This window comes from Acidovorax radicis N35 (genome assembly GCF_000204195.1).
Taxonomy (GTDB): Bacteria; Pseudomonadota; Gammaproteobacteria; order Burkholderiales; family Burkholderiaceae_C; genus Acidovorax; species Acidovorax radicis.
Window position 1 is genome coordinate 95,699 of record NZ_AFBG01000006.1, and the last position, 21,346, is coordinate 117,044.

Annotated in this window: 21 protein-coding genes; 9 read left to right on the plus strand and 12 right to left on the minus strand. The window is 64.6% G+C overall.

What is annotated here, in order from left to right:
• Positions 1-63 precede the first annotated feature (63 nt).
• The 3 genes from ada (at position 64) to alkB (ending at position 2,745) form a co-directional block, all read left to right on the plus strand.
• Entirely contained in the window at positions 64-1,197 is a 1,134-nt protein-coding gene (ada, locus tag ARADN35_RS0101705; protein ID WP_035198086.1) for a bifunctional DNA-binding transcriptional regulator/O6-methylguanine-DNA methyltransferase Ada, read from the plus strand.
• Positions 1,194-1,949, plus strand: a complete 756-nt coding sequence (locus ARADN35_RS0101710) for a 2OG-Fe(II) oxygenase (protein WP_010458358.1) — start codon at positions 1,194-1,196, stop codon at positions 1,947-1,949. The genes ada and ARADN35_RS0101710 overlap by 4 nt, the downstream gene beginning before the upstream one ends.
• A 142-nt stretch (positions 1,950-2,091) precedes the next feature.
• Positions 2,092-2,745: a DNA oxidative demethylase AlkB gene (alkB, locus tag ARADN35_RS0101715; protein ID WP_010458359.1), complete on the plus strand. Its 654-nt coding sequence runs from the start codon at positions 2,092-2,094 to the stop codon at positions 2,743-2,745.
• Positions 2,746-3,031: 286 nt separating this feature from the next.
• Here alkB and ARADN35_RS0101720 read toward each other — a convergent pair whose 3' ends face one another.
• The gene (locus tag ARADN35_RS0101720; RefSeq protein ID WP_010458360.1) at positions 3,032-4,141 is read right to left on the minus strand and encodes a DUF3592 domain-containing protein; all 1,110 of its coding nucleotides are present in this window, start codon (positions 4,139-4,141) and stop codon (positions 3,032-3,034) included.
• A gap of 355 nt (positions 4,142-4,496) precedes the next feature.
• Between ARADN35_RS0101720 and ARADN35_RS0101725 the strand changes: the two genes are divergently transcribed.
• Positions 4,497-4,940, plus strand: a complete 444-nt coding sequence (locus ARADN35_RS0101725) for an EVE domain-containing protein (RefSeq protein WP_010458361.1) — start codon at positions 4,497-4,499, stop codon at positions 4,938-4,940.
• A 50-nt stretch (positions 4,941-4,990) separates the two neighbouring features.
• Here the strand turns inward: ARADN35_RS0101725 and ARADN35_RS0101730 are convergent, their stop codons facing one another.
• From ARADN35_RS0101730 to ARADN35_RS0101750, 5 genes are all read right to left on the minus strand, one after another.
• Entirely contained in the window at positions 4,991-5,602 is a 612-nt protein-coding gene (locus tag ARADN35_RS0101730; RefSeq protein WP_010458362.1) for an exosortase H-associated membrane protein, read from the minus strand.
• Positions 5,592-6,104 (minus strand): exosortase H, encoded by a 513-nt coding sequence (gene xrtH / locus ARADN35_RS0101735; RefSeq protein ID WP_010458363.1) that lies wholly within the window; start codon positions 6,102-6,104, stop codon positions 5,592-5,594. Before xrtH ends, ARADN35_RS0101730 begins: the two co-directional genes overlap by 11 nt.
• Positions 6,105-6,273: 169 nt before the next feature.
• Positions 6,274-7,233, minus strand: coding sequence for a class I SAM-dependent methyltransferase (locus ARADN35_RS0101740; protein ID WP_029412918.1), 960 nt, complete (start codon positions 7,231-7,233; stop codon positions 6,274-6,276).
• A 94-nt stretch (positions 7,234-7,327) separates the two neighbouring features.
• On the minus strand, positions 7,328-7,954 hold the full coding sequence (locus ARADN35_RS0101745; protein WP_010458365.1) for an NUDIX domain-containing protein: 627 nt from the start codon (positions 7,952-7,954) through the stop codon (positions 7,328-7,330).
• Positions 7,951-8,361 carry a hypothetical protein gene (locus ARADN35_RS0101750; RefSeq protein ID WP_010458366.1) on the minus strand — a complete coding sequence of 137 codons (411 nt, stop codon included), beginning with the start codon at positions 8,359-8,361 and terminating at the stop codon, positions 7,951-7,953. Before ARADN35_RS0101750 ends, ARADN35_RS0101745 begins: the two co-directional genes overlap by 4 nt.
• A 95-nt stretch (positions 8,362-8,456) precedes the next feature.
• Between ARADN35_RS0101750 and ARADN35_RS0101755 the strand changes: the two genes are divergently transcribed.
• Positions 8,457-9,218 carry a DeoR/GlpR family DNA-binding transcription regulator gene (locus ARADN35_RS0101755; protein WP_010458367.1) on the plus strand — a complete coding sequence of 254 codons (762 nt, stop codon included), beginning with the start codon at positions 8,457-8,459 and terminating at the stop codon, positions 9,216-9,218.
• Here the strand turns inward: ARADN35_RS0101755 and ARADN35_RS25645 are convergent.
• Together ARADN35_RS25645 and ARADN35_RS28645 are read right to left on the minus strand one after the other, a co-directional pair.
• A complete protein-coding gene (locus ARADN35_RS25645; RefSeq protein WP_010458368.1) occupies positions 9,202-10,020 on the minus strand; it encodes a LysR substrate-binding domain-containing protein in 819 nt (272 codons plus the stop codon). The two genes, ARADN35_RS0101755 and ARADN35_RS25645, sit on opposite strands and share 17 nt — an antisense overlap.
• Positions 9,980-10,105, minus strand: a complete 126-nt coding sequence (locus ARADN35_RS28645; protein ID WP_258070071.1) for a helix-turn-helix domain-containing protein — start codon at positions 10,103-10,105, stop codon at positions 9,980-9,982. Before ARADN35_RS28645 ends, ARADN35_RS25645 begins: the two co-directional genes overlap by 41 nt.
• A gap of 181 nt (positions 10,106-10,286) precedes the next feature.
• On the opposite strand from ARADN35_RS28645, the gene ARADN35_RS0101765 reads away from it, so the two are divergent.
• Positions 10,287-11,270 (plus strand): DMT family transporter, encoded by a 984-nt coding sequence (locus tag ARADN35_RS0101765; RefSeq protein ID WP_010458369.1) that lies wholly within the window; start codon positions 10,287-10,289, stop codon positions 11,268-11,270.
• A gap of 55 nt (positions 11,271-11,325) precedes the next feature.
• Here ARADN35_RS0101765 and ARADN35_RS0101770 read toward each other — a convergent pair whose 3' ends face one another.
• From ARADN35_RS0101770 to ARADN35_RS0101785, 4 genes are all read right to left on the minus strand, one after another.
• Positions 11,326-11,904, minus strand: coding sequence for an NAD(P)H-dependent oxidoreductase (locus ARADN35_RS0101770; protein WP_010458370.1), 579 nt, complete (start codon positions 11,902-11,904; stop codon positions 11,326-11,328).
• 79 nt (positions 11,905-11,983) lie between these two features.
• The gene (locus ARADN35_RS0101775) at positions 11,984-12,541 is read right to left on the minus strand and encodes a Crp/Fnr family transcriptional regulator (protein ID WP_010458371.1); all 558 of its coding nucleotides are present in this window, start codon (positions 12,539-12,541) and stop codon (positions 11,984-11,986) included.
• Between the two features lie 275 nt (positions 12,542-12,816).
• On the minus strand, positions 12,817-14,271 hold the full coding sequence (locus ARADN35_RS0101780) for a sigma-54-dependent transcriptional regulator (protein ID WP_010458372.1): 1,455 nt from the start codon (positions 14,269-14,271) through the stop codon (positions 12,817-12,819).
• On the minus strand, positions 14,268-16,166 hold the full coding sequence (locus ARADN35_RS0101785) for a sensor histidine kinase (RefSeq protein ID WP_010458373.1): 1,899 nt from the start codon (positions 16,164-16,166) through the stop codon (positions 14,268-14,270). The genes ARADN35_RS0101780 and ARADN35_RS0101785 overlap by 4 nt, the downstream gene beginning before the upstream one ends.
• A gap of 187 nt (positions 16,167-16,353) precedes the next feature.
• Between ARADN35_RS0101785 and ARADN35_RS0101790 the strand changes: the two genes are divergently transcribed.
• The 3 genes from ARADN35_RS0101790 (at position 16,354) to ARADN35_RS27760 (ending at position 21,344) form a co-directional block, all read left to right on the plus strand.
• Positions 16,354-17,091: a DUF4166 domain-containing protein gene (locus ARADN35_RS0101790; protein WP_010458374.1), complete on the plus strand. Its 738-nt coding sequence runs from the start codon at positions 16,354-16,356 to the stop codon at positions 17,089-17,091.
• A 12-nt stretch (positions 17,092-17,103) separates the two neighbouring features.
• On the plus strand, positions 17,104-18,573 hold the full coding sequence (locus ARADN35_RS0101795) for a TIGR01777 family oxidoreductase (protein WP_010458375.1): 1,470 nt from the start codon (positions 17,104-17,106) through the stop codon (positions 18,571-18,573).
• Between the two features lie 440 nt (positions 18,574-19,013).
• Positions 19,014-21,344 carry a P-loop ATPase, Sll1717 family gene (locus ARADN35_RS27760; protein WP_029412923.1) on the plus strand — a complete coding sequence of 777 codons (2,331 nt, stop codon included), beginning with the start codon at positions 19,014-19,016 and terminating at the stop codon, positions 21,342-21,344.
• Positions 21,345-21,346: the final 2 nt, after the last annotated feature.

Genomic DNA, 21,346 nt, shown 5'->3' on the forward strand with positions numbered 1-21,346 from the left:
TCCACCATGAACCTGAACACCCTCCACCGCAGCGCCAACGCCCTGGCCCAATCTTTCGTCGCCATGCCCAGCCGCGCTACCCCCTCCGCCAAGGCTGCACAGGCCGCCGCCACCCAGGCCGACCCGCGCTGGGCGGCGGTGGTGGCGCGCAGCGCGGCGGCGGACGGCCGCTTCTGGTATTCGGTGCAGACCACGGGCGTGTACTGCCGCCCCAGTTGCGCGGCGCGCGCCCCCCGGCCTGAGAACGTGCGGTTCCATGCCAGCTGCGCAGAGGCTGAAGCCGCCGGCTTTCGCCCCTGCCAGCGCTGCAGGCCCCAGCAGCCCACGGCGCTGTCGCACCATGCCGCGCTGGTCACCGAAGCCTGCCGCCTCATCGAAAGCGCTGCGGCGAACGGCGCGCCCACCCTCGGTGCGCTGGCCGCGCAAGTGGGCCTGAGCGCATCGCACCTGCACCGCATCTTCAAGCAGGCCACGGGACTCACGCCCAAGGCCTATGCAGCCGCCCAGCGCGCGCAGCGCCTGCGCAGCGCACTCGGCGAGCAGCCCACGGCCTCGGTGACGGACGCGATCTACGGCGCGGGTTACCAGTCCAGCAGCCGCTTTTATGAACAATCGGCCCAGGTACTGGGCATGACGCCCAGCCACTACCGTGCAGGCGGTGCGGCGCAGGACATCCGGTTTGCCATTGGCCAGTGCTCGCTGGGTGCCATCTTGGTGGCGCAAAGCGCCCGGGGCATCTGCGCGATCTTGCTGGGGGACGATGCCGACACCCTGGCGCGCGACCTGCAGGACCGGTTTGCGCACGCCAACCTGATCGGTGGCGATGCCGCGTTTGAAACGCTGGTGGCGCAGGTGGTGGCGTTTGTCGAGGCCCCGGGCCTGGGGCTGCACCTGCCGCTGGATGTGCGCGGCACGGCGTTTCAGCAGCGGGTGTGGCAGGCGCTGCAAACCATTCCTGCGGGGCAGACCGCCAGCTATGCCGAGGTGGCCCAGCGCATCGGCGCGCCCACTGCCGTGCGGGCCGTGGCGCAGGCCTGTGCGGCCAATGCGCTGGCGGTGGCCATTCCCTGCCACCGGGTGGTGAAAAGCGATGGCGCGCTGTCAGGCTACCGCTGGGGCGTAGAGCGCAAACGTGCATTGCTCACGCGCGAATCCGCCACGGAGCCCGCACAGCAGCGGGCGGAGAAGGTGGCATGAGCGCTATCCCACTGCCCACCTCACCTGCCTTGCAAAACAGCGAATGGGTACAACGCGCGGCCGCCATAGACTGGCATGCGGCCGCCGAGGCCCTGCACCAACAGGGCAACGCCGTGCTGCCCCAACTGCTGGGCGCCGCCGAATGTGCGGCCGTGGCCCGGCTGTACGGCAGCGCCGACGCCACCACCTTCCGCAGCCGCGTGGTGATGCAGCGCCACGGCTTCGGCCAGGGCGAATACCGGTATTTCAGCTACCCCCTGCCCCGCCTTGTCGCCGGGTTGCGCGAGGCGCTGTACCCACACCTGGCGCCCATCGCCAACCAGTGGAACACCGCCATGGGCATCGACGTACGCTACCCCGCCCGGCATGCCGACTTCATTGCCCGCTGCCACGCCGCAGGCCAGGTGCGCCCCACCCCGCTGCTGCTGCAGTACGGCCCTGGCGACTACAACTGCCTGCACCAGGACCTGTATGGCGAGCATGTGTTCCCGCTGCAGGTGGCGATTCTGCTGTCGGAGCCCGGGCGCGACTTCACCGGCGGCGAATTCGTGCTGACCGAGCAGCGCCCGCGCATGCAGTCGCGGGCCGAGGTGGTGCCTCTGCGCCAAGGCGACGCCGTGGTGTTTGCCGTGCACCACCGTCCCGTGCAAGGCACACGTGGGCCGTACCGCGTGCAGATGCGCCATGGCGTGAGCCGGTTGCGCAGCGGGCAGCGGCACACGCTGGGCGTGATCTTTCACGATGCTGAATGATGTTCCCCCTGTGCCGCTTCGCATTTTCCCCTCCGGGGGCGCCACCGGTGGCCCGGCGAAGCCGGTTCCACGGTGGCACTGGCATGGCGCGTGCCAGTGGCGACGGCTGCGGGCCACACTGCCGCCATGGATTGCCACCTCTATGAGCCTCAGTCTTTTCGACGATCCACCCCAACCCATTCAGCCGCCCGAGGTGCTGGAGCCCGGTGCCGTGGTGCTGCGCGGTTTTGCGCTGGCGCAGGCGGCCGACCTGCTTGCAGCGGTGCAGCAGGTCACGGCACAGGCGCCCTTCAGGCACCTCATCACGCCGGGCGGCCTGCGCATGTCGGTGGCGATGACCAACTGCGGGAAATTGGGCTGGGTCAGCGACCGCCGCGGCTACCGCTACGACCCCACCGACCCCGACAGCGGCCAGCCCTGGCCGGCCATGCCACCGCTGTTTCGCCAGTTGGCGCTCGATGCTGCTGCGGCAGCAGGCTTCCCTGGCTTTGCGCCCGATGCCTGCCTGGTCAACCGCTATGCACCCGGCACCCGGCTGTCGCTGCACCAGGACCGGGACGAGGGCAACTATGCGCACCCCATCGTGTCCGTGTCGCTGGGCATTCCGGCCGTGTTCCTGTGGGGCGGTGCCCAGCGGGCCGATAAGGCACGGCGCATTGCGCTGGTGCACGGCGATGTGGTGGTGTGGGGCGGCCCGGCACGGCTGCGGTTTCACGGCGTGCTGCCCTTGCCCGAAGGCGTGCACCCGCTGACAGGCGCGCACCGCATCAACCTCACGTTTCGCAAGGCGGGCTAAGAACCTGTTCAAAATCTTTTCGGGGATCGCATTGGAGTGCCATCGTGATGGACGTGGATGCTTCGGATGCGCCGCATGGGCTCGTGCCCATACAAGCAGCCGAGGCATCCAATCGCCCGATTTCACTCCAACCCTTCGGGCAAGTGCCTTGTCGGGCGGTCTGCTGTGTTGCGACGCTTGCCAATAGCACGGGCTATTGGCTGCACCCCGCGCCTTGCATCCCATCCCGGCAAGGCACTTGTGCGACCCTGAAAAGATCTGGAACAGGTTCTAAGGGCGGTGAACTTCAGCGGATGGGGTAGCCCGTCCAGCCGCCGATGGACGCCAGCATGCGGTCGGCCTCCGCGCGCCCTTGCAGGTCCTGGGCGATGGTGATCTTTTTGCCGCTTCGCAATGCAGCCTCGATGCGGAAATACACCTGGCGCCGGCCATTGGTCTCCACCGCATAGCTCTCCACCACGTTCAGCCGGGCAATGTCGTGTGCGGGCACCTGGTGCCACTGCAGCATCAGGCCCAGCAGGCGCCGCTCGGTGCGCAGGCCGTCGTGGTCCAGCCGCACCCGCAGGCTGTTGGCCAGCGCATAAAAGCTGCTGATCAGCACCGCCCCACCCATGCCACCAAAAAGCAGGCGGAACAGCCAGGGCGCCACATCCACCTGGGCCTCCTGTTCCCAGGGCACGAGCAGGCCCACGGCCAGAAACACACACCCGACCAACCCCAGGGCCAGCTTGAGCCCCCACCACCGCCCCGCCGGAAAATACATCTGAACGCCACCCGGAATGCGTTCCACCTTGCCGGGTGTGCCCCCAGCCACGGCGCGCTGCGCCGACGTTTTGCGTCCTGCCCGCGACGGTGCACGCAGCAGGTGCACCAGCATGCCCACGCCAAAACCACCAAACACCACCACAAACACCATCTGGAATGCCAGCAGGCCGGGCCGCAGGCTGCGGTCGATCACGGCCTCTGCGGGGTTGGAGGCACTCACCCAGATAGGCACCGGCTGCCCGTTCTGCAGCGCATGCTCCAGCCGCTCACCCAGCGCCTCCTGAAAATCCCCCAGGTTGTCCCCACCACTGCCGATGGCCACGCGGTCGCCCTCGTACTCGCGGCCCGCCACTTGGTACCGGTAGCGCGCCGTGACGTGGTACGTGGTGGACTTGCTGCTGCGGCTGGTGTTGAGCTGCGCAGAGACCAGAGTGGCCTCTGCCGGTTGCCAGAACTGCATGCGCGACCAGTCGTACAAGGTGGGCAACACGCCCAGCAGCAGCATGCCCACGCCCACGGCGGCAAAAGGCAGTGCAAACAGGCCGAACCACCACGAGCCCGCCCGCTTGCGGTCCGAGCCAGAGGCAACAGGGGTTTCGTTGCGGGTGCTTTTGGAGGTGTTTCTTGCCATCGTTTTAATGGGTGGGTGCCATTGCGCTGAACCCGGCTGAACGGCCAACTCGGGCCACCTTATCTTGGCGGACTGGCAGACAGACGAGGTTGCAGCCAGATTCTGCTGCGCACATTTCGCCTGTGCAATCCCTGGCACGATCCATGTTTTGAAGATAAATTTGGCCTCCAGCGCTTGCTGAATAAGCGCCATTAGCTACCAAAAATGTAGCATAACTCCACCATGTTGCACGCACCAGGTGGATGCCGGGCATTGCGGTGTTTGCCAAAATGTCGCCATGGCACAACCCCATCCCGCTGCAACACCGCCCTCGGCGCCCTCACCCCTGTCGGCCCGTCCCCCACGCTTTTGGCTCATGAAGTCGGAACCCGAGGAGTGCTCCATCGACGACGCCTTGTCTGCCCCGGGCGCCACCGTGCCCTGGACCGGTGTGCGCAACTACCAGGCCCGCAACTTCATGCGCGACGGCATGCAGGTGGGTGATGGCGTGCTGTTCTACCACTCCAGCTGCCCCGAACCAGGCATTGCCGGCATTGCGCGTGTGGCCAGCGGCACGCGGGCCGACCCCACGCAGTTTGACCCTGCGTCGCCTTACTACGACCCCAAATCCCCCGCCGACACACCCCGCTGGCTGCTGCTGGATGTGCAGGCGCAGCGCAAGACGCGGGTGGTCGGCCTGGCGGAGCTGCGGGAACACGCGGATCTGGCGCAGATGCGGGTGCTGCAGCGCGGAAACCGCCTGTCGATCACCCCGGTGGAGCCCATCGAATGGGCCGTGATCATGAAGATGCTGGGCTGAGGTCACCAGCTGGCTTGCCGTGCCTCGGGCCAGCCCTGGGCCACCCCGCTTCACTGCGGCCGTTGAACGGCCACCGCAGCGCGTGCCTGGGCGTGGAGCTTGGCCAGAAACTCTCGGTCCAGCAGCAGCCAGAGCATCACCGGGGCCAGCGCGGTAAAGATGAACAGGTTGAAGTGGTACAAGAACGCCACCACGTCGGCCACCCAGCCAGGCAACCCCGTCTGCACAAACACCTCGGGCCCCGCCCGGTTGAAGACATCGTTGCACCACTGCAGGGCCACGTTGAGTGCCTGGATCGGCAGCATGGCCAAGGAGCCTATGAGCAGCTTGCGCCCCCAGTGACGGGGAAACGATGCCAGCACCAGAGCCCAGAAGATCACGATGCCGTAGCCCAGCAAGCGGTAGTCCACCAAAGGAGCCAGCTTGCCCGACTTGAACTGGCCGTTTTGCACGGAGACCACCTTGAGCGTGGTGTTCAACAACGCCGTGGTCTCTTTCTGGGTGTAGCTCAATGCCCAGTGAAACAGGGTGGAAGCCGCCTCACCCGCCATGAAAAACACGGGCTTGGACAGCTGTGGCGACAGGTAGTACCAGAGCGGCATCAGGCACAGCAGGCTGACGATGGCAACCAGCAGGAAACGTCCGACCGAACTAAGCTGCATTTGGAATGGCGGGTTGGGGAGGTTGTTGTCGGGCGATCCAGCGAATCCAGAGCATCCAGACCACCAGCACATCCAGCATGATGAGTGCCTGCCAGAGGTACAGGTGGGCAAACTCGAACACGGTCATGTTCCACTTGCCCAGGTAATACAGGCTGATGATGCGCAGCAGGTTGACGACCTGCACCGCCGCAATGCCCATGGCGATGCCGGCGAGCTTGTGTTTCCAATTCGAGGGAAACGCGATCATGCCGGCGATGAGGATGATCGCCGCCTCCACCCCGTTGCAGCCCGCCTCGATGGACACCGCAAAGCCCGTGGCCTTGCTCATCAGGATGCGGCCATGGTGCGCCACATCCGAGTCGAGTGGGGTCATGAGCGCCGCACTGGCGGTTGCGAGCAGGCTGGTCCAGGGCTCGATGGCGACCCGTTGCACGTCATCGAGCATGTCGATGCGAAAGAGGACCGCCAATACGGCGATGAAAATCAGAAAAAATCGGACCATACGTCGATGAGAAGAACCTGGTGAAGCGCGCACCAAAGCGCCAGGAATGCGGCAGGCGGCAAGGCCGTGGGAATGCGGACCTGTTCGCACAGGCGCCGCAAAGAATATCAGAAGCCACCGGCAATCCACAAAGCCTAAATGGCACTGGCAAGCGGCCCTGAGAACCTGTTCAAAGATTCGGGGCGGCGTACACCAGCACCTTGAGGGCGCGTTCCGGGTCCACGTCCGCAAACGCGGCCGGGTTGGCCACCCGTTCCACAAATTGCAGCTCAGGCGCCAGCTCCTGCATCTGCTCTTGCAGGAAGCCCACGCCCAGCTCGGGCGCGTTCAGGCACAGCAGTGCGTGGCCACCGGGTGCCAGCAGGTCGGGCAGGCGGCGCATCAGCCGTGCGTAGTCCTTGGTGGCCACGAAGCTGCCCTTCTGGTAGCTGGGCGGGTCCACGATGACCAGGCCATACGGCCCGCTGCGGGTGATCTTGCCCCAGCTGCTGAAAATGTCATGCGCCAGAAAGCTGGCGCCGGTGGTGAGGCCGTTGAGCTGGTGGTTCTGCTGGCCCACGGCAATGGCGCCATGGCTCATGTCCACATTGACGACCTGCCTGGCCCCTGCCTGCAGCGCCACCACCGAGAACGCGCAGGTGTAGGCAAACAGGTTCAGCACCTTGAGGCCATAGCGGTCCGTGCTGCGTGCAGCGGCAAAGGCGTCCACCCAGCGGCGGCCTTCGGCCATGTCAAGGAACAGGCCATGGTTCTGGCCGCGCAGCACATGCACCTTGAATGTCAGGCCGTGCTCCGTCACCGCATGCGGCTCGGGCACGGCGCCCGCCATCAACCGTGTCTCGGTGCGGCCCTGGGTGCGCAGTTGTTCGTTGCGGCACTGGAACACCCAGTTCAGCGGCTGGCCGGGGGCAAGCTGCTCGCAGCGCGCGGCCAGCGCAGCGCCTACCGTTGCAAGCTGGGCTTCGGTGTCCTCGCCCGCAGGCAGGAAGCTGGTGAGCACGTAGACCGGCGGATAGGCGTCCAGCGTCCATTGCTCACAACCGGGGTGGCGCCCGCCCCGGCCGTGGAAGATGCGCTGTGCATCCGTGGGCAAAGGCATGTGGGCGATGGCGTCGAGCAGGGCTTGCATGGGGATCAAAGGCGTGTGTTGGGGCTGCGGCAGAGTGGCTTCGGCACATCGGCCGCCACGGGGCCGGCCAACGTGCGTTGCGAGGGTGCCGAGGTTACCCGCTTGTGGCGCCCCCTTGCAGCATCAGCGCCACATGCAACAGCAGCATCACCGTCTTGCCGTCCTGGATGGTGCCCGCATGGATTCCGGCGATGGCGTCGGCGAGGGGCATTTCAATGACCTCGATGTCCTCCCCTTCCTGGGCCAGGCCGCCGCCCTCGCGGATGCGGTCCTGCGGTTCGTACTCGGCCACAAAAAAATGCACTTTCTCGGTGACCGAGCCTGGGCTCATGTAGGCCTCGAACACCTTGCGCGGCTGGCGGATGCGGTAGCCCGTTTCTTCTTCCGCTTCACGGCGGATGCAGGTCTCGGGGTCGTCGCCATCCAGCAAGCCCGCGCAGGCCTCAATCAGATAGCCGTCGGCGCCTCCGTTGATGAACGCAGGCAGGCGGAACTGGCGCGTCAGCACCACGGTGTGGCGCTGCGGGTCGTACAGCAGCAGCGTGGCGCCGTTGCCCCGGTCGTAGGCCTCGCGGCTCTGGCGCTGCCACTGGCCGTCGCGGCGGCGCAGTTCAAACGTGATCTTGCGCAGCACATACCAGTCGTTGGAGAGCAGTTGCACATCCAGCAGCCGCACATGGTCTGCCTGCGCGGCGATGGGAGGTGGTGGTGGACGGCTCATGCGGCAGCCCCTTCGCCAGCGGCCAGCCGCATCGGAAGTTCATCCACGTGGTGGACCACGGGCAGGCCCCGCGCCCGGGCCCGCTCCACGTCCATGTCTGCGCCGCGCGATGCGCCGGGCAGCCGCAACACGGCGTCGCAGCGGGCCAGCAGCCGCTCGGCCACGGGGTATTGGTAGGCGTGGAACACCGCGTCGCCAGGCTCTTGCCCACCCGCCGCATGGATGATGGGCAGGGCCAGCCACTCTCCCAGCAGCGGCAAATGGCCACGTTCGTAGATGGGCAGCGCTGCGGCTTCAAGCCGTTCGCGGTTGGCGGCGATCCGGGCGGGGTCGCCGTCGGTGCCCGAGAGATAAGGACCGGCGATCAAAACGAGCCAAGGGGAGTCGGCCGGGGGCGCAATGGACATGGTTTCTCCGAAAAATTACAATCGTGCAGTATCATGCACTTTCAGGTAGTTTCGCGCAACCATTGACACCCATCCGCACCACAATACGGGCCCCTATGCTCACCACCCAACGCAAGCAACTCATCCTCCACCGGCTTCAGCAGGACGGCCAGATCGTGGCCCGTGCGCTCAGCGAAGAGCTGGGCATCTCCGAAGACACGGTGCGGCGCGACCTGCGTGAACTGGCGGCCGAAGGGCGGTTGCAACGGGTGCATGGCGGCGCCCTGCCCGCTTCTGCCGCCGTGGGCAGCCTGCAAGTGCGCGCGCAACTTGCCACCGACGAAAAGCGTGAGCTGGGCCGCGCCGGGGCCGCGCTGGTGCAGCCTGGGCAGGTGGTGATCATCGATGGCGGCACCACATCGCTGCAGGTAGTGCAGCACCTTCCGCTGGACCTGCGCGCCACCGTGGTCACCCACAGCCCCAGCGTGGCCGTGGCGTTGGCGGACCACCTGCAGGTGGAGGTGTTGATGCTGGGCGGCCGCCTGTTCCGCCACTCGATGGTGAACGTGGGCGCCAGCGTGACCGAAGCCGCCATGAGGCTGCGCGCAGACCTGTACCTGATGGGCGTGACGGGTGTGCATGCCGACGCTGGCTTGACCACCGGCGATTTCGAGGAGGCCGCCGTCAAGCGCACGCTGCATGCGCGCGCCGCAGAAACCGTGGTGCTGGCCTCCATCGACAAGCTCGGAGCCGCCTCCCCCTTCGGCATTGCGGCGCTCAAGGAGCTGGCGACGCTGGTCGTGCCAGCGGCCACACCGGGCAAGGTTGTCGCCAGCCTGCGGGCGGCGGGGGCCAAGGTCGTCAGCGCCCGGCCGTGATGGCCGCCTGCCGGTGCTTGCTGCCGCTTGCGCGCAAATAGTCGACCAACGTCTGGGCAAAGCCTGAGCGCTCGGCCCCCTTGCGCACGCAGACCTGCAAGTCGCGCTGTGCCCAGGGTTCGTCCATCTCCACCACCACCACGGGCGGCTCGCTCAGGCCGGCCACCTGCAAGGCCGCACCGCGTGGCACCATGCCAATCCCCACGCCCGCCCCCACCATGCGGCATACCGCTTCGAAGCTGCGTACCTGGATGCGCACGTCCAGGTGCCGGCCCAGTGCGGCGGCGGCATTCATCGTGAAGGTATGGATGGCCGAGCCCGCGTGCAGCATGACAAAGGCGTGGTCGAGTACCTCCGCAAATCCCACTTTCGCCCGCCCGGCCAGCGCATGGCCCGCCGGGACGATGAGCACCAGGCGGTCCTGCCGGTAGGGTGACAACTCCACACCCGCACCCGTGCCACTGTCGGCCAGTACACCCACCTCGATCTCGCCGCTGGCCACCGCGACCACGATCTCTGCGCTGGTGCGCTCCTCCAGGCTCACGCTGACCTGCGGATGCTGCTTCAGGAAACCCGCCAGGTCGTCGGGCAGAAAAGTGTGCGTGGCGTGGGTATTGGCCCACAGGCTCACATGGCCCCGGATGCCACTGGCAAAGGGCGAGAGGTTGGCATGCATCTGCTCGACGCTCGCCAGCACCTGGCGCGCATTGCGCAGCAGGGCCTCGCCCGCCCGGGTCAGCGCCACGCCCCGGGTCTGGCGCTCAAACAGGGAGGTGTTCAGCGCCTCTTCCAGCCGGCGCAAGGTAGGCGCGCGCGGCGCCGCGCGTGAGGTTGCGCTCTTCGGCAATGGCGACAAAAAGGCGCAGATCGATCAGGTCATAGGTCAATGGAGGCCCCTCTCACGTTCGTTTTTGACGAACGTATGGTTGCGGCAATGCCAATTGTGCCTGCCGTGCCTACAAGGCACTATCGCCGCATCCTTTCATATTGCCACTGCCCCATGTGCACTGCGTTCGTTGTCTTCGCATGGTCTGGCAGTTTCTACCCCACCCCACCCACCATACCCCCATGCCCTGGAAACACTGGTCCGCCGAACGCCTTGGCCTCCTCCTTGCCATCCTGGCCGCGCTGGGCTTCTCGTTCAAAGCCATCTTCGTGAAACTGGCCTATGCGGTGCCCCAGGCCACGCCCGTGGACTCCGTCACCCTGCTGTGCCTGCGCATGGCGTTTTCCGTGCCGGTGTTTGCCTGGGTCGGCTGGCGCGCCAGCCGCCACCTGGCACCACTTGCCCGGCGCGACTGGCTGCTCGTGATTGCGGTGGGCCTGCTGGGCTACTACGGCGCGAGCATCCTCGACTTCGTCGGCCTGCAGTACATCACCGCCAGCCTGGAGCGGCTGATCCTGTTCACCTACCCCACACTCACCATCCTGATCGGCGTGTTGTTCATGGGCAAACGTGCATCTCGGCGTGAGATGGGGGCGCTGCTGCTGTCCTACGCGGGCATCGGCCTGGCCTTCGCGCACGACCTGCACATTGCGGGCGACACGCGCGCCGTGCTCATCGGTGCGGGCTTTGTGTTGGGCTCGGCGGTGTCGTACGCTTTCTACCAGGCGGGCAGCGAGCCCGCCATCCGCAGGCTGGGCGCTGCACGCTTCACCGCCCTGGCCATGCTGGTCTCCACGGGCGCCACACTGCTGCATTTCATGGTGTCGCAACCCGTAGCCTCCTTGGTGCAACCCGCCCCGGTCTACCTGCACGCCTTGGGCATGGCCATCTTCTCCACGGTGCTGCCCGTGTTCATGACGTCAGCCGCCATCCGACGCATCGGTGCATCCAAAACTGCGCTCGTGGGCACGCTGGGCCCGGTGCTCACGATCTTTTTTGGCTGCTGGTTGCTGGACGAGCCCTTGTCCTGGCCGCAGATGGCGGGTGCCGCGCTGGTGCTGGCGGGGGTGTTGTTGATCAGCAAACGGGGCGCCCCGGCAGTGCGCCGCCCACCAGAGGGAGCGCCTTCGCCGTCATCCGTTGAACCCGGCGCTAGGTCGGCCTGACCCTGCGCGGCGGTGGGCCCCAAGGGGTTGGCGCAAACGTCTCTCCAGCCAATGCCTATGCCGCAAACATGGCGCCCACCTGCTGCAACCACGCTTGTCGTTTGGCATCGGTGGCGTGGCTGACGGGCGACAAGGCTACCCATTGCACCTTGCGCACGCCACATTTGCGCAGCGTGCCACGCACCAGGGCGCGCTGCACGGCGTCGCCATACAGCCAGCGATAGGCCCACTTGGGTGTGTTCATCGTGGTCACGATCACCGCGCGCTCGATATGGGTCAAGCGGCCCTCGACGCCGTGTTTTGAGGGCTTGTAGGCCCAGCCGTTGGTAAACACCTTGTCGATAAAGCCCTTGAGCAGCGCGGGCATCACCTCCCACCAGATCGGAAAGATAAAGACCAGTTGCTGGGCGGCATCGATGCGCGCCTGGTAGTGCGCGACGGCCGGGTCCGCGCTCTGCCCCCGTGCGTACCCGGCCAGGTCTGCGCCCCGCATCACCGGGTCAAAACCGTCTGCATCCAGGTGCAGGCGGTCCACGGTGTGGCCGGCGCCTTCCAGCTGCTGCACCACCCGCTGGTACAGCGCGTGGCAATAGCTTTTCGAATACGGGTGGGCCAGGATGACCATGGTCTGCATACGTGTGCTCCATCAAAGAATGTGATGGGGCGATGGTGCAAAAGGCCCGGCCCGCCGTCATTAACAAAGGTTCAGGTGTTCAGCCGCGCGGGTCGGCTTCCGGTGGGTTCTCTTTCAACTTGCGGCGGATTCGGCTCAGGTGCACCGCACTCACGCCCAGGTAGGCCGCCAGGATGTGCAGCGGAATGCGCTCCAGCTGGTGCTGGTGCGTGGCCTGCAGCGCCTGGTAGCGCTGGGTGGGCGAGTCGGCAATCGCGCTGGTGTAGAGGTTGGCGTAGTGAATGAGCCGCTGTTGCGTCAGCGCCTGGATGTCCGCTTGCAGGGACGGGTCGGTCTTGGCGCGGGCCTTAAGGGCTGCGCCCTCCACCACGCGCACGCGGCACGGCTCCATCGTGACGAGGTGCAGCGCACTGGGGCGGCCGGTCAAAAAGCTCTCCATTGAGCTGACCACGTCGCCCTCGAAGAAAAACTGGGTGCTGGTCTCGCGCCCCTGCGTGTCCACCAGGTACAGCCGTGCACAACCCTGCTCGATGAGGTACAGCCGCCGTGCGACTTCGCCCGCGCGCAGCAGCAGTTGCCGCGCGTCGACTTGGCGGACCGTGCCCAGTTCAAGGAGTGTGGTGTGAAGGGCGTTCATGGCGGGTGCTGTGGGCACGGTGATTCAGACAGGGCGGAAAACGCATGGCGGATGCGGCGGTCAGGGGCGCAACGGTAAAGCGCAGCGTGTATTCACGGTGAAATTTGAATCAAATGACTGCCTAGCGCTTGATGTATAAGGATTTTTCGCTATGCATTGCATAGCAATTCATCATTTGCTGCTTTGCGGCCCCGCCTCGCATCGGGCAGTGCCAACGGTGCAGATGGGGAATTCTTGCATCCGTCGTGGCCCTGGCCTTGGTCATGCTCGCGGGCTCACTTCAACCCCAGCCGCGTCAGCTTCTTGATCAACCCCACCCGCGAGATCCCCAGCCGCCGGGCCGCTTCTGATTGGTTCCCAGCCACTGCGGCCATGGTGTCGCGCACCATGCGCACTTCCAGCTCCATCAGCGCGGCGTCCAGGGGGCCGGTGCTGCCGGGCGGGGCCACTGCAGGAGTTTTTTGATCCGCTGCACTCTCGCTCATATCCCCGCTGGCCAGTTGCAGCAGCTCGGCATCCACCTCGCGCTGGTCGGGCATCAGCAGTGCCCCGGCGGACTCCACCACGGCTTTGAGCTCGCGCACATTGCCCGGCCACTCGCGCGCCATCAGCCACGCCAGGGCGCTGGCCGACAGGCTGGCGCGGTGTGCCACGCGGTGCAGAAAGCGCGTGGCCAGCAGCGGGATGTCGGCGGGCCGCTCGGCCAGCGACGGGGTGCGCAGCACCACGCCCTTGAGGCGGTAGAACAGATCCTCGCGGAACGTACCGTCGCGCACCATCGCTTCCAGGTCGCGGTGGGTGGCGGCCACCACACGGGTGTCGGCGCGCTTCGGCACACGCCCGCCCACGGGCACAAAAGTGCCCTCTTGTAAAAAGCGCAGCAGCTTGACCTGCATGGGTGGCGGCATTTCGCCCACCTCGTCCAGAAACAGCGTGCCGCCGTGTGCGGCCTCCACCAAACCGGGCTGGTCGCGGTAGGCGCCGGTGAAGCTGCCCTTCAGGTGCCCGAAGAGCTCGCTCTCCAGCAGCTCGGCCGACAAGGCGCCGCAGTGGATGGCGACAAAGGGCTCGCTGCGGCGGGCGCTGCAGGCGTGCAGGGCGCGGGCCACCAGTTCTTTGCCCGTGCCCGTGGGACCGAGCACCAGCACGCTGACGTGGGTGGGCGCTACGCGGCGCACCAGGGCGCGGAGTTGCACCGTGGCCGCCGCCTGCCCCAGCAGCCCCAAGTCGTCCAGCGACTGCCCTGCGCGCAGGGTTGCCAGTTCGGCATCCAGCCGCGCCTTGCGCAGCCCGCGTGCCACCACAAACCGCAGCATGTCGGGGTCGATGGGTTTGGTCAGAAAGTCCCAGGCTCCCAGCTCGGTGGCGCGCAGGGCCAGTGCGTGGTCGCCGTGGCCGGTCAACACCACCACCGGCACGCGCGCAAAACGCGGGATCAGCTCCAGGCCGATCTCCGGGTCCATGTGCGGCGGCATGGCCAGGTCCAGCAGCACCAGCTCGGGCTGCTGTTTGGCAAACGCCGCCAGGGCCTGCTCGCCATCGCCCGCCAGCGTGACGGTGTGGCCCAGGTTGCGCAAAAAGGCACCGCCCAGCCGCTGAAAAGCCGCCTCGTCATCGACCAGCAGCACATGGCCGTTGACATGGTCGCTTATCGGCTCTCCCGCTGGCGCGGCGTCTTGCCCTGCATCCGGCGGGGCTTCGGCTGCGTTGTCTGTGGTGTTGGCTGTCATGGCAGGCGTTGCGTCGTCGTCAAAGGAAAGCGCAGCGTGAAGCAGGTGCTCCAAGGTGGCCGCTCAGTCAGCGCCACCGAGCCACCGTGCGCGGCCATGATGCGGGCCACGATGGCCAGGCCCAGCCCGGTGCCACCGGGGCTGCGCGATGCAAAGGGCTCGAACAGGCGGCTGCGGATTTCGTCGGGCACGCCGGGGCCCGCGTCGCAGATATGCAGCAGCACGGCGTTGTCGGTGGTTTCTGCGTCGATGTGCACGGGGCTGTGTGTTGCTGCGGGTGTGGCGCCACCATCGGCATCACTGCCAGCGGCATCTGACGCCATGGCAATGCGCGCGTTCTCGAGCAAGTTGGTCAGCGCCTGGTCCAAGCGGCGCGGGTCGGCCTGCAGCACCAGCGGCCGGGCCAGGCCCGCGCCCAGGGTCACGTCGGGCAACCGCAAGGCCGCGTTGCGCACGTGGGTGGCCAGGTCCAGCTCGCGGGGCACCAGCTTCCAGGGCTTGGCAAAGTCCAGCAGGTCGTGCGTCAGGTTCGCAATGCGCGCCACTTGGTTGGCCACCTCGCGCCGCGTGTCACTGGGCGCAGCAGCCACGGCCATCGAGATGATGTTGAGCGGGTTGCGGATGTCGTGCGCCACGGTGGCGGCCAGCGCGCCCAGCTCCGCCAGCCGCGCCTGCAACTGGCGCTCGCGCTCGCGGGCGGCAAACTGTTGCGCCTGCTCAACCCGCGCCGCAGCCTCGGCCACCACAGTGCCAAACAGTTCGGCCACATGGCGCGGCCCGGGCGGTGCGGCGTCCCAGCCCTGCAGCGTGGTCTGCCAGCCTTGCTCGCCCGGGGTGCACACCAGCTGCGGGGTGCTGCCGGGGGGCGTTGATGGCGCTGATGACGTTGAGGGTGTTGTTGATGCGGACGGAGTGCCAATCTGCACCTCCACCTGCGTGCCAATGCGTGCACTTAGCAACGTTGCGGCCTGCTGCTCCAGCGCCTGGGGTGTTTCGGCCGACAGCAACGCGCTGCGCCAGGCGCCCAGGTCGGCAATCGACACCTCACCCCCCGGGTACACCAGCCGCTCGGCCACGCGGCGCACCGGGCCGTTGAGCGCCAGCACACTGGCCGCCACCGCCAGCCCACCCAGCCAGCGCGACTCAAACGGCAGCAACGGCGTGAGCGCCAGCACCACCGCCCCCAGCGCCAGCAGCAGCGCCCATACCAGCGCGCGTCGTGCCCAGGCGTTGGCCACAAACACGCCATAACGCAAGATGCCGTAGACCAGAATCAGCGAATACAGCGGCAGGCCCAGCAGCGGAAACGGGTAAATCGGAAAATCCAGCACCGCAATGCCGTAGCCCGCCAGGCACAGCAGGCCCCACAGGCACGACGCGGTGACGGCGGCAATCTGCCGAAACTTCTGCCCGTCGCCCGACCGGCGCGCACGCAGCAGGGCCAGCAGCAGCACCGCCACACCGCCAATGCCCAAAATGACCCAGGCCATGCTGGCGATGGTGCCCACCGGGTCGGCCACCGCAATGAAGCCGATGTCGCGGTGCTCGATCAGGTGCCCCGGCACCAGGATGATGGAAACCACCGACGCAGTTGCGCCCAGCGCATAGGCCACTGCAACGCCCCAGCGCCCCAGGTCGACACGGCAAAACACCGTGCAGAAATGAAAGAACAGCGCAGAGGTGAACGGCGCGGTAGCCAGCAAGCGCATCGCCACCGGTTCGGTCTCAGGCCCCAGCCAGTTGGGCAGCTCGTTGCCCACCATCCACAGCGAGATACCGATCAAGAACGCCGCCAACAGGCGGGCCCCCGCCACGCGATCAGCCCAGGCCAGCAGCAGGCCTGCCAGCACCAGCGTTTCAAGCACCGAAAACCCGAGGACGGCGTGGATCAGCATGGGCAGACGGTGGTGGTAATCATGGCGTGACCTGTTCCTGGCGTTAACGGTAGGGGCTGCGCGCACTGTAAACCAAGTATGCAGCCCACGACGCAATTTCCAATGAAATCAACCACTTGCAGCGGCCGCTGAGCCTGGCCCGGGTTTCGCAATAGAGAGTGCAACCGCCACTCTTGCAAAGCCCGCCATGTTTGCCCTTTTCACCCCTGCGCCCCGCCACTGCACCGCCAACCCAGCGCACCCCAGCCTCCTCGACCTGCCCGCCCTGGCCGGCGCCGCAGCCTGGGCACGCTTACCCGCCGCCGTGCAACGCCGCTTTGGCACCGCGCACGCCGACGTCAGCTACCACGGCCACATGGACCTGCGCTGCTCGCTGATCGGCCACGTCTACGCCGCACTGACCCGGGCCTGGGGCGGCCCGCTGACCCACATCAACACCACCGCCCTGCCCGCCACCGTCAACGTCAGCCACAACGGGCGCGGCGGTGTGGTGTGGGAGCGGCGCTTTCATACCGGCGCCGACACCGAAAACGGCACCAACAGCGGCACCCACCACGGCGCAGACCGCACCGTTCGATCCACCAAGGAGCTGGGCACCGACGGCACCCTGCTGGAGCGCACCGACGGCGGCCTGGCCATGTCGCTCGACGTGCTGGAAGAAGACGGCGCGCTGGTGTTCCGCAGCCGCCGCTTCTGGTGGGTGCTGGCAGGCCTGCGCATCCCTGTGCCGACCTTGCTGACCCCTGGCACCTGCCGCGTTGCCCACACCGACCTGGGTGCAGGCCAGTTCCGCTTCACGCTGAGCATGGTGCACCCGCTGTGGGGCGAAACCTTCCACCAGTCCGGCGTGTTCACCGATCCCGTCGTCGATCGCGTGACCGATGACTGCACCGACTCCGCTGACACCGACTCTTCTTCTCACTGAGGGCTTCACACCATGACCGCCATGAACACCATCTTTCTGCTGCTCTCCATCCAGGCCGCCCTGGGCGCGTTTGACAACCTGTGGCACCACGAGCTCGAAGCCCGGCTGCCGCACCGCACTTCCGCGCGGTACGAACTCTCGCTGCACGCCGCGCGCGAGGCCATCTACGGTGTCGTCTTTTTGGGCCTGGCCTGGTTTGAATGGCGCGGCGCCTTTGCCGCCGTGCTCGCGGCCCTGCTGCTGATCGAGCTGGGCATCACCCTGGCCGACTTTCTGGAAGAAGACCGCACCCGCCGCCTGCCGCCGTTCGAGCGCGTGCTGCACAGCGTGCTGACCATCAGCTACGGCCTCTTCCTGGGCCTCGTCGCCCCTGTGCTGTGGGCCTGGCTGCAGCAACCCACCGCCATGGTGCTGGCCCCGCACGGCTGGGTGTCGTGGCTGTTCACCGCCTACGCCATCGGCGTGTGGGCCTGGAGCGTGCGCAACACGCTGGCCGCCATCAAGCTCTACCGCACGGCTCCGCCTGCCCAGCCCAGCACCACCCTGCATGCCCGCAACCTCCAACCCCAGCCAGCCACCCTGGTCACCGGCGCCACCGGATTTGTGGGCAGCGCCCTGGTGGCCGACCTGGTGCGCGACGGCCAGCGGGTGATCGTGTTGACCCGCGACGCCCTGCAGGCCCGCGCCAGCTTTGGCCCCGGCGTGTGGGTAGTGGACACGCTGGACGCCATCCCGTCTGAAACGACCATCGACGCAGTCGTCAACCTGGCAGGCGCCCGCGTGCTGGGCATGCCGTGGACCCAGGCGCGCAGACGCCAACTGCTGGCCAGCCGGGTGGACACCACCGTGGCCGTCGTCAGCCTGATGCGCCGCCTGCACAAGGCCCCGCGCGTGCTGGTCAGCGCATCGGCCGTGGGCTTCTACGGCGCATCGCCCAATGCGTCGATGGAGCCATTGGACGAAACCGCCCCACCCCGCCCGGGCGAGTTCCAGTCTGACCTGTGCGCTGCCATTGAGCACGAGGCGCGGCGCGCCGAAGCCCTGGGCGTACGGGTGGTGCGCATGCGGTTTGGCGTGGTGCTGGGGCATGGGGGTGGCGCCTACCCGATGCAAGCGCTGGCCGCTCGCCTGGGCTTGGGCGCTGTGCTGGGGCATGGCCGCCAGCCTGCGCCCTGGATTCATCTGGCCGACGCGGTGGGACTGGTGCGGTTTGCGATGGCGCACCAAGATCTGCAAGGCCCCGTCAATGCAGTGGCGCCTGATGCAGTGACGCAGGCCACGTTTGCGCGGGCCCTGGCTGCATCGTTTGGTCGGCGCGCCTTCCTGCGCATGCCGGGGTTGCCGTTGCGAGCCATGTTGGGGGAAATGTCCTCCCTGTTGCTGGAGGGGCAAAACCCGGTGCCGAGTACCGCGCTGGATCGGGGCTACCGGTTTGCGCACCCGCGACTGGGCGGCGCGCTTGCTGATCTTGCAGGGACGTAAACCTACGCAGCAAGGTTCGGCGAAAAATACTGAAAAAGGTTCTAGCGCTTATAAGTAAAGCGCTAATAGCTATAAATACAGTAGCGGCTACGAGTCGCTATGCCCGCTGCGCAGCGATTGCGGTCGAAAGCCGATGGAAGCCTAATTCGCGGTTGGGCTCAATTGCGGTCACTGCGCCAAATGGACCTATAGAAGTGCGAGTGATGGCAATGGATCGGGAGCCGGCTTACAGCGTGAGCTTGGGAAGCCGAAGTGGAGCGGGGGACGTGAGTCGAATCAACGTATCGAGTTTGGGAAGCCAACGTTCTACCATCGAAACAACACCCGCCTAGCTGCTGGCTCCGCCAACGCTTCCCGTAGAGCCTAGAGCAAGTCATACTTGAGACAAACCAACAGTCATTTGCGATTTGCAGCGATGGCGTTCTATTGAGGGACAGGTAATGACCAAATCGACTTTTATTGCATATGCGAGCGGAATACCTATGGTTCGCGAAGCAGTAAATAATGCGATTGCACGACTTCGCGAGACCGCATCGGAAATTATCTCGCCCATGAGCTGGGAAGAGTTGGACATCCCAGGAAGATTCATAGCGACCGAAGTGCTCACCGGCATCGATTCTTCAGAATTCACGGTCGCAGATATCTCGCGATACAATTTTAATGTGGTGTATGAGATTGGCTATAGCATTGGGAGAGGGAAGCGCGTTCTTTTAGTCCGACATGCTTCCGTAGCCGAAGACGAGCTGCTGGCTCATGATCTTGGCCTTTTTGACACGCTCGGCTGGAAGTCCTATTCCAATGGTACGCAACTCGCGGACTACATTAGAAATTTTGACCACACTCGGAAGCTTCCACTGCACGAGAAAATCAACATTCAGTCGCCGATCTATATAGTTCAACCCAAGCGAAAATCCGACTATGACGGTTACATCGTCTCCGCCATTAAAAAAGCTCCACTGAAGTTCCGTAGTTTTGATCCTACGGAATCGCCGCGACTCTCCGCTCGCGATGCCATATCAAATGTGGCTCAGTCGATGGGGGTAATTTTACACCTCTTGTCGACGGATCATGCCGACGCGAGAATTCATAACCTGCGTTGCGCCTTCGTTGCAGGTTTGGCGGATGGTATGTCCAAAGCAAAGGTTTTTATTCAGAGCGGCGATACACCAGTTCCGCTTGACTACCGTGATTTTGTGCGGCATTGCGTAATACAAAAGGATTTTCAATCGGCGGTTACATCAGTATCAGAAAAGGTCTTTGAGCTTTTCCAAGAAGCTGCCCCCGCACCTGCAAATGGTGCGTCGAAATCTAGACTTGAGCAGGTCGATTTAGGCGCCTCAGCGGCGGAAAACGAGATGACTGCTCTTGGAGAATACTACGTCGAAATCCCAGCATTTCGACGAGCCCAACGGAGAGAGGTGCGCCTAGTGACTGGGCGTAAGGGGTCCGGAAAGACTGCAATATTTTTTCGCCTGCGAGACACGATGCGCACGAAGCGAAGCAACGTTGTCCTTGACCTCAAACCTGACGGATATCAACTCCTTAAGCTAAAGGACAGTGTTGTCCGCATGATGTCTGCCGGAACGGTGGAGCACACCATTACAGCATTGTGGGAATACATTCTGTGGATTGAAATCTGCTACAAGTTATTGGAAAAAGATCAGGATGCACATATCCGAGATGCACGCCTCTTTGATCCGTATCAGCGACTGAGGGCTGCCTATATCACAGATGAATACTCTAATGAGGGCGACTTTGCGGAAAGACTAAAGAGTCTTCTGCGTGATTTGACGCAAGAACTGGAATCCAAATACCCAGATGGCACAGAACTCGAACTCAGCGGGCCAGAGATTACGGAGCTGATCTACAAGCATGACTTCAATAAACTCAAAGCCGGCGTAAAGGAGTATCTCCAATTCAAGGAGGAGCTCTGGTTGCTATTTGACAACTTAGACAAAGGATGGACATCCAAAGGTGTCAATGCGAGCGACTTGGTAATCGTTCGTGCTTTGCTGGAGGCGACACGTAAGATCGAGCGCGAGTTAAATCGAAAGGAGACGATTGCCCACACAGTAGTTTTCTTGCGCAATGATATCTTTGAGAATTTAGTAGATACGACATCGGATCGCGGCAAAGAGACTCGGGCCAACGTTGATTGGGATGACTCAGAGTTATTGCGGGAAATGGTGTTTCGTAGAATTGCACGAAGTGACGCATTTGGGGATGATGAGGACTTTCGACAGGTCTGGAATTCGATTTGCGTGCCAATGATTGACGGAGAGGATACATCTCAGTATCTAATTGATAGATCTTTGATGAGGCCTCGCAGCTTGCTAGATCTAATCGGGCATTGCCGCGGATACGCCGTGAGTCTTGGACATGATCGCATTCAACAAGAAGACATCCAAAAAGGCATGGCCGCCTTTTCCGATGATCTCTTGTCGGAGATCAATTTAGAGATTCGGGATGTGTATCCAGATTCCGGAGACTTGCTATATGCATTCTTGGGAAGCCCTGCAAAATTCAATCGTGAAGCACTTGAAGGTCGATTTTCAAATTATGGTGTTCCAGCAGATGCGATAACCGGTCTTATAGAGATGCTGTTCTGGTTCGGATTTTTAGGCTTTGTCTGGACCAATGGTGAGCCCCGTTTCATATACTCGTTCCACTACAACATGAAAGTAATGAATGGCGCTCACGATCAGTTGGTTCGAAATGGGATAACCTATGTAATTAACCCGGCGTTCATCCCGGCGCTTGGTCTCACTTGAAC